At 44.4% G+C, this 5,825-nt stretch carries 5 protein-coding genes and 4 tRNA genes; 6 read left to right on the plus strand and 3 right to left on the minus strand.

Going from position 1 to position 5,825, the window contains the following annotated elements:
• Window positions 1–199: 199 nt before the first annotated feature.
• Both pssA and KI655_RS23940 read right to left on the minus strand, forming a co-directional pair.
• On the minus strand, window positions 200–1,540 hold the full coding sequence (pssA, locus tag KI655_RS23935) for a CDP-diacylglycerol--serine O-phosphatidyltransferase (protein ID WP_285409196.1): 1,341 nt from the start codon (window positions 1,538–1,540) through the stop codon (window positions 200–202).
• A 91-nt stretch (window positions 1,541–1,631) separates the two neighbouring features.
• Window positions 1,632–2,063 (minus strand): GNAT family N-acetyltransferase, encoded by a 432-nt coding sequence (locus KI655_RS23940; protein WP_285409198.1) that lies wholly within the window; start codon window positions 2,061–2,063, stop codon window positions 1,632–1,634.
• 66 nt (window positions 2,064–2,129) lie between these two features.
• Here KI655_RS23940 and murB point away from each other — a divergent pair, with 66 nt between their 5' ends.
• Complete coding sequence (murB, locus tag KI655_RS23945; protein WP_285409199.1) at window positions 2,130–3,176, plus strand: UDP-N-acetylmuramate dehydrogenase; 1,047 nt, start codon at window positions 2,130–2,132, stop codon at window positions 3,174–3,176.
• Window positions 3,173–4,138 carry a bifunctional biotin--[acetyl-CoA-carboxylase] ligase/biotin operon repressor BirA gene (gene birA / locus KI655_RS23950; protein ID WP_285409200.1) on the plus strand — a complete coding sequence of 322 codons (966 nt, stop codon included), beginning with the start codon at window positions 3,173–3,175 and terminating at the stop codon, window positions 4,136–4,138. Before murB ends, birA begins: the two co-directional genes overlap by 4 nt.
• A gap of 32 nt (window positions 4,139–4,170) precedes the next feature.
• Here the strand turns inward: birA and coaA are convergent, their stop codons facing one another.
• Entirely contained in the window at window positions 4,171–5,094 is a 924-nt protein-coding gene (coaA, locus tag KI655_RS23955) for a type I pantothenate kinase (protein ID WP_285409201.1), read from the minus strand.
• A gap of 209 nt (window positions 5,095–5,303) precedes the next feature.
• On the opposite strand from coaA, the gene KI655_RS23960 reads away from it, so the two are divergent.
• The 4 genes from KI655_RS23960 to KI655_RS23975 all read left to right on the plus strand — a co-directional run bounded on the left by KI655_RS23960 (window position 5,304) and on the right by KI655_RS23975 (window position 5,711).
• Window positions 5,304–5,379: transfer RNA gene (locus tag KI655_RS23960), tRNA-Thr, on the plus strand.
• Window positions 5,380–5,422: 43 nt separating this feature from the next.
• Window positions 5,423–5,507, plus strand: a tRNA-Tyr gene (locus KI655_RS23965).
• A 39-nt stretch (window positions 5,508–5,546) separates the two neighbouring features.
• Window positions 5,547–5,621: transfer RNA gene (locus KI655_RS23970), tRNA-Gly, on the plus strand.
• Between the two features lie 14 nt (window positions 5,622–5,635).
• Window positions 5,636–5,711: transfer RNA gene (locus KI655_RS23975), tRNA-Thr, on the plus strand.
• Window positions 5,712–5,825: the final 114 nt, after the last annotated feature.

Here is a 5,825-nt window from a genome sequence, read left to right on the forward strand (position 1 = left end):
TTTTACTTAGATTGGTATTAGGTTGTTATAGTTAACGAGGCATCAGGTCCGTATTACCTGTGCAGTGGAAATTGAACTGATTGTAAACCGTCGACAAAGCAGAGTAGCCTAAGAAAAATTATCTCGTATCTTCTATTAGGAATACAAAAACGCCCAGCGAAGGCTAGGCGTTTAAATGACGTTAATGCTGGGTAGAGCACTAAAGTATCTGTTTAAGCACTCTATCGGCTTTTACACGCGTGATCTTGCGTATCAGCTTCTGCACTTCCATAGGATAGCTGTCCACCTTATCTAACTGCTTATAGGTACAGATCAGTTGCGTGTGCTGAAGGATATTATCGACTTCAGCTTGGAACTTGTCTGCCAGGTGGTTGTAGTTATCTTGGATGAAGATACCGTTCTCAAGGTCCAGTTTCCAAGCCCTTGGGTTTAGGTTATTACCCGTTAGCAGCATGTAGCGCTTATCGACCCAAATCCCTTTTAAGTGGAAGCTATTTGAATCGTGTTTCCAAAGGTGGATAGATAGCTTACGGCTTGCGATGTTCGCTTCGTTAGCTTTTGCAAAGCGGCGGAGATTAAGCTCGTATAGATATGGTAGACCACCGATAGTCTTAAACTCTTCCTCTGGAGAGATGAAAAAGTCATTTGCGGTTTTGTCACCAACAACAATGCTCACCTTCACACCACGCTTAAGTGCTTTCTTTACTTCCTTCGCTAAACTCGGTGGGAAGTTGAAGTAAGGCGTACAGATGAAAATCTCATCTTTGGCTTGAGCGATGAGTTGGTTGATACCTTGGTTTAGGCGATTGCGACGCTTACCAATACCGACAAGCGGTGTAACAGCCACTTGCTCGGCGGACACTTCTTCGCTCTTAAACTGGTACTGAGAGCGTGCCAGTGTCGAGCGGAATTGACGAATCGCCGATTTAATCTGCTTAGTGGTTGGCTTAGCATGATCAGAAAGGCAGTTTACCGCAGTGTCGGCAACCATCTGATCCTGAACGTAGCTAAACATGGTGTCAGCTAGCGTCTTGTTATTCAGGACATGGTAGCGATCGAAACGGTAACGGTCGTGGTAGTTTAGGTAGATATTATTAAGGCTTGCACCGCTGTAGATTACGATATCATCTACTATAAAGCCTTTAAGATGCAAAACGCCGAATACTTCTTTGCCGCGAACCGGAATACCATAAACAGGCACTTCGTGTTCGTACTTTTCTGCAAACGCCTTGTACATAGCTGCGTTGCCTTCTGATGACTCTGCACCAATTAGACCACGTTGCGCGCGATGCCAATCGACACATACACTCACATCTAACTGTGGGTTGTTCTGCTTAGCTTCATAAAGAGCAGTCAGAATTTCGCGACCTGCTTCGTCATCTTCTAGGTAGAGAGCAACCAGACAGATACGCTGAGTCGCTTCAGAGATCTCTTTAAGTAGGCGAGTTCTGAACTCTTGTGCTGATAACAGTACTTCAAACTTATCGGGGTTCTGAGCTACGGTTGGTAACTGAGTGAGTGGATTCCTACTAGCAATCATATTGACTGTTTGACCTTAAAAATGTGCAAAATTGCGAACAGCGAATTTTACCAAAGGCGTACTACGAATTACTAGATAATCGAGGCATTCTCTAACAATTTTGCTGATAATGCATAGGAATGAGATCTTTTCCACTGTTTGTATATCGTTCGAAGAGATTTCTTAGGTTATTAGGCAGCTCTTGAGGAGCAATTTTTACAAAATGGTGGCAGCTATAAAAGCGCTCTAGATGAGCGTAAGCAAAGCAGTAATCATGATCGTTGAGAGTATGCCTCTCACAGTAATCCATTAACTGTTTACCCAGTTGTTGCCCCCTATGTTCTTTAGCGATAACCATGCCTGTTAATAGGCGATATTGCTCAATAGTTCTTAAGCGAACGACACCGAGTAATTGATTCTCTAGAGTTAAGGAGTAAATCAGCTCACTTTTGTTGGCTTTACCTGAGGGGTAATGATCTTTATAGAAGCGCTTAACAAGCGGAACTTTGATCGGGTCGAGCTGGGCTATTATGACATTGTTCATTCAATCACTGCGCCAATAGGGTAACTGCTGTAGAATGAAGGCAGTTTAGTTTAATTGAATATCGCCATGCAATCTTATCTCAATGCCAGTTTGAAAAAGGCACATACATTCTCTATCGAGCAGACATGTGATGTGCTTATCGAAATCCGCTCTATCGACGATTTAGTCGCAGCCTATCAAGACCCACAATGGAGTGATCTACCTAAGCTTATGCTGGGTAAAGGTAGCAATATGTTATTTACTGAACACTTTGCTGGCCTTGTAATGGTGAATAAACTCGAGGGCATTGAGCATACTGAGACAGATAAACACCATAAACTGCATGTGTGTGGCGGTGAAGACTGGCCGACCTTGGTTGAGTGGTCTGTAGAGAAAGGGATAGGCGGGTTAGAAAACCTAGCGATGATCCCGGGTTGTTCTGGCTCTGCACCGATTCAGAACATAGGTGCCTACGGTGTCGAATTACAAGATATCTGTGAGTATGTCGATATTCTCTGTTTAGACACATTTTCTGTGAAGCGATTGAGTAAAGAAGAGTGTCAATTTGGCTATCGCGATTCGATATTCAAGCATGACTTGTATGGCAAAGCGATAGTAGTGGCTATAGGTTTGAGCTTAAGTAAAGAATGGCAACCCTGTAATCACTACGGACCACTGAGAGCCTTAGATACAGAAACACTCACGCCTCGCGTTATCTTTGATGAAGTGTGCGCAATTCGCTCCAGCAAGCTTCCTGATCCTGCAGTAAATGGTAACGCTGGTAGCTTCTTTAAGAACCCAGTGATCGGAAAGGATCACTATGATCTATTAGCTCAAACGTACCCTAATATTGTGGGTTATGAGAGTGGCGATAAGATCAAAGTGGCTGCGGGTTGGCTGATCGATCAATGTCAGTTTAAAGGACATGTAGAAGGTGGTGCTCAAGTGCACCCTAATCAGGCCTTGGTTTTAATTAACCGTGCTGATGCTTCTTCTTCTGATGTGGTTCGCTTGGCGAGTCAGGTTCGTAATGCTGTACAGGACAAGTTTGGGATTTCACTGGAGCATGAGGTTCGATTCATGGGCAGAAACGGTGAGATCAACCTCGATATCGCATTAGAGGCTTTAGCATGAGAGAGCATACAACCAAATTAACGCTACTGAAGACCTTAGCTGATGGTGAGTTCCATTCTGGTGAGGCATTGGGTGAACTGCTCGGTGTTTCTCGCGCTGCTATCAGTAAACATATAAAAGGCATTCAGGAGTGGGGACTGGATATCTTTCGAGTCCAAGGTAAGGGTTATAAGCTCTCTCAACCATTAAACATGCTTGATGATGCTCAGCTTCATGCGCCGGGTGTAAATTCGTCTTTAGAGCTCATTCCGATCATTGGTTCAACCAACCAGCACTTACTTGATAAGGGCGAGTCGTTAGAATCAGGGTCGGTCTGTATTGCGGAGTATCAAGCTTCAGGACGCGGTCGCAGAGGGCGTGAGTGGGTGTCTCCTTTTGGTGCCAACTTGTATTTGTCTATGTATTGGCGTCTTGATGCGGGTATGGCGGCGGCAATGGGCTTGAGTTTAGTCGTTGGTGTCGCCGTTGTAGAAGCATTAGAGGAGATGGGCGTCGAAGGTGTAAAGCTGAAATGGCCTAACGATCTCTACCATAATGATAAGAAACTCGCCGGTATCCTAGTTGAACTATCAGGACAATCGGGTGGGGCAGCCAACATAGTGATTGGTCTTGGCCTGAACCTCTCAATGGATCCCAACACATCGGGGATTGGTCAGCCATGGACGTCTTTGAAAGAAGTATGTGGTGGTGAAGTACCTGAGCGAAATGCATTGGCTCAGTCATTGATTGATGCTTGGTACAAAGCACTTAATGAGTATGAATTGAAGGGAATGACTGACTTCGTTGGGCGTTGGAATCGACTGGATAATTTCTTAGGTCGCAATGTCCGTTTGATCATTGGGCCAAGAGAAATTGAAGGTACCGTGAAAGGCATTAATGAGCAGGGTGCAGTTTTGTTGGAAACTGTGAATGGTATTGAAGCCTATATTGGCGGTGAGATTTCATTACGAAAAGCCGATTAATCGATCGGCTAATCACACAATCGCATCCCTGTTTACTTTCGAAGTAACACCTCTTCAACCATATGATCGGCGCCCTTACGTAAAATAAGGTGCGCTCTTTCTCGAGTTGGCAGAATATTCTGCTCCAGATTGAGACCATTGATCGACTTCCAAATATTCTCCGCTTTAGCTATTGCTTCCTGATCACCAAGCTGAGTGTAGTGACTAAAGTAGGAGCCCGGTTTTGCAAATGCACCCTCACGGAACTTCATAAAGCGATTCACATACCACTCTTGAATTTGCGCGCTGTCTGCGTCGACATAGAGCGAAAAATCGAGGAAGTCTGAGATGAAGACACGGTGCGGCTCGTGAGGGTAGTTCATACCACTTTGCAGAACATTCAACCCTTCGATGATAAGGACATCGGGAAGATCCACCTCTTTAACCTCATCAGTGATGTTGTAGGTTAGATGTGAGTAGACAGGGGCTTGCACATTACGCTTGCACGCCTTGACGTCTGATACGAACTTCACAAGACGCTTGATATCGTAAGATTCAGGAAAGCCTTTTTTGGACATTAGGCCTTTTTCTTCAAGCACTTCATTTGGGTAAAGGAAACCATCCGTCGTGACCAATTCCACTTTTGGGTGGTTATCCCAACGTGAAAGTAGCGCTTTGAGCAAACGTGCCGTGGTACTTTTACCTACCGCAACGCTTCCTGCAATGCCGATAACGAAAGGTGGCGCTTTCTCGTCTTTATCTAGAAACTGCTGCAGAACTGAATTGCGATTTTGTCTTGCAGCCACATAGAGGTTCAACAGGCGTGAAAGTGGCAAGTAGATCTCTACCGCTTCTTCCATCGTCAACTTTTCATTGATCCCTTGAAGCTCTTTTAAGTCATTCTCTGACAGTGTCATGGGAACTAAATTTCTTAGTTCAGACCAGCGTTCGCGGTCAAATGACATAAATGGGCTCATAAAAACTCTATAGTGGATTACAAAACAAGTGCATGGAAAATACATCATGCGATGGATAAATTAAATATATTCATGAGAGAGATGTGGCTTAAAGAGACAAACTCAATAAGAAATCACCACTAATATTCATTAGTTATTAGATTTTTCCATTTTTTTTCAATTTACTATTGCAAGGTGGAAAATCATTCAATAAAATGCGCCCCACTTGTGCCGACTTAGCTCAGTAGGTAGAGCAACTGACTTGTAATCAGTAGGTCACCAGTTCGATTCCGGTAGTCGGCACCACTTTCTTCCCTTCCACGAGAGCGAGAAGAAAGCTAAAAAATTTGGAGGGGTTCCCGAGTGGCCAAAGGGAGCAGACTGTAAATCTGCCGGCACTGCCTTCGATGGTTCGAATCCGTCCCCCTCCACCATATTCTAAAGGTTAAATAGCTCAAACAGAGTTACGTGTTGCGTGCATCGTATAATGGCTATTACCTCAGCCTTCCAAGCTGATGATGCGGGTTCGATTCCCGCTGCACGCTCCAACTCAAATTTGTGTGCTGATATAGCTCAGTCGGTAGAGCGCACCCTTGGTAAGGGTGAGGTCCCCAGTTCAAATCTGGGTATCAGCACCAGTCTAAAGCTTCTTCTCCTTTAAATTAAAAAAACCATTTTTTTTGGTTGCGTGGTCATCAAAGCCACTTAATCCGTACCTAGAGGGACACCCCATGTCTAAAGAAAAATTTGAA

The sequence above is a fragment of the Vibrio sp. D404a genome, from assembly GCF_030248535.1.
In the GTDB taxonomy this organism is placed as follows: Bacteria; Pseudomonadota; Gammaproteobacteria; order Enterobacterales; family Vibrionaceae; genus Vibrio.

Coding starts and splice junctions, on each gene's coding strand:
- KI655_RS23940 (WP_285409198.1), bottom strand. CDS start 2,063: ATGAACAATGTCATAATAGCCCAGCTCGACCCGATCAAAGTTCCGCTT.
- murB (WP_285409199.1), top strand. CDS start 2,130: ATGCAATCTTATCTCAATGCCAGTTTGAAAAAGGCACATACATTCTCT.
- coaA (WP_285409201.1), bottom strand. CDS start 5,094: ATGAGCCCATTTATGTCATTTGACCGCGAACGCTGGTCTGAACTAAGA.
- pssA (WP_285409196.1), bottom strand. CDS start 1,540: ATGATTGCTAGTAGGAATCCACTCACTCAGTTACCAACCGTAGCTCAG.
- birA (WP_285409200.1), top strand. CDS start 3,173: ATGAGAGAGCATACAACCAAATTAACGCTACTGAAGACCTTAGCTGAT.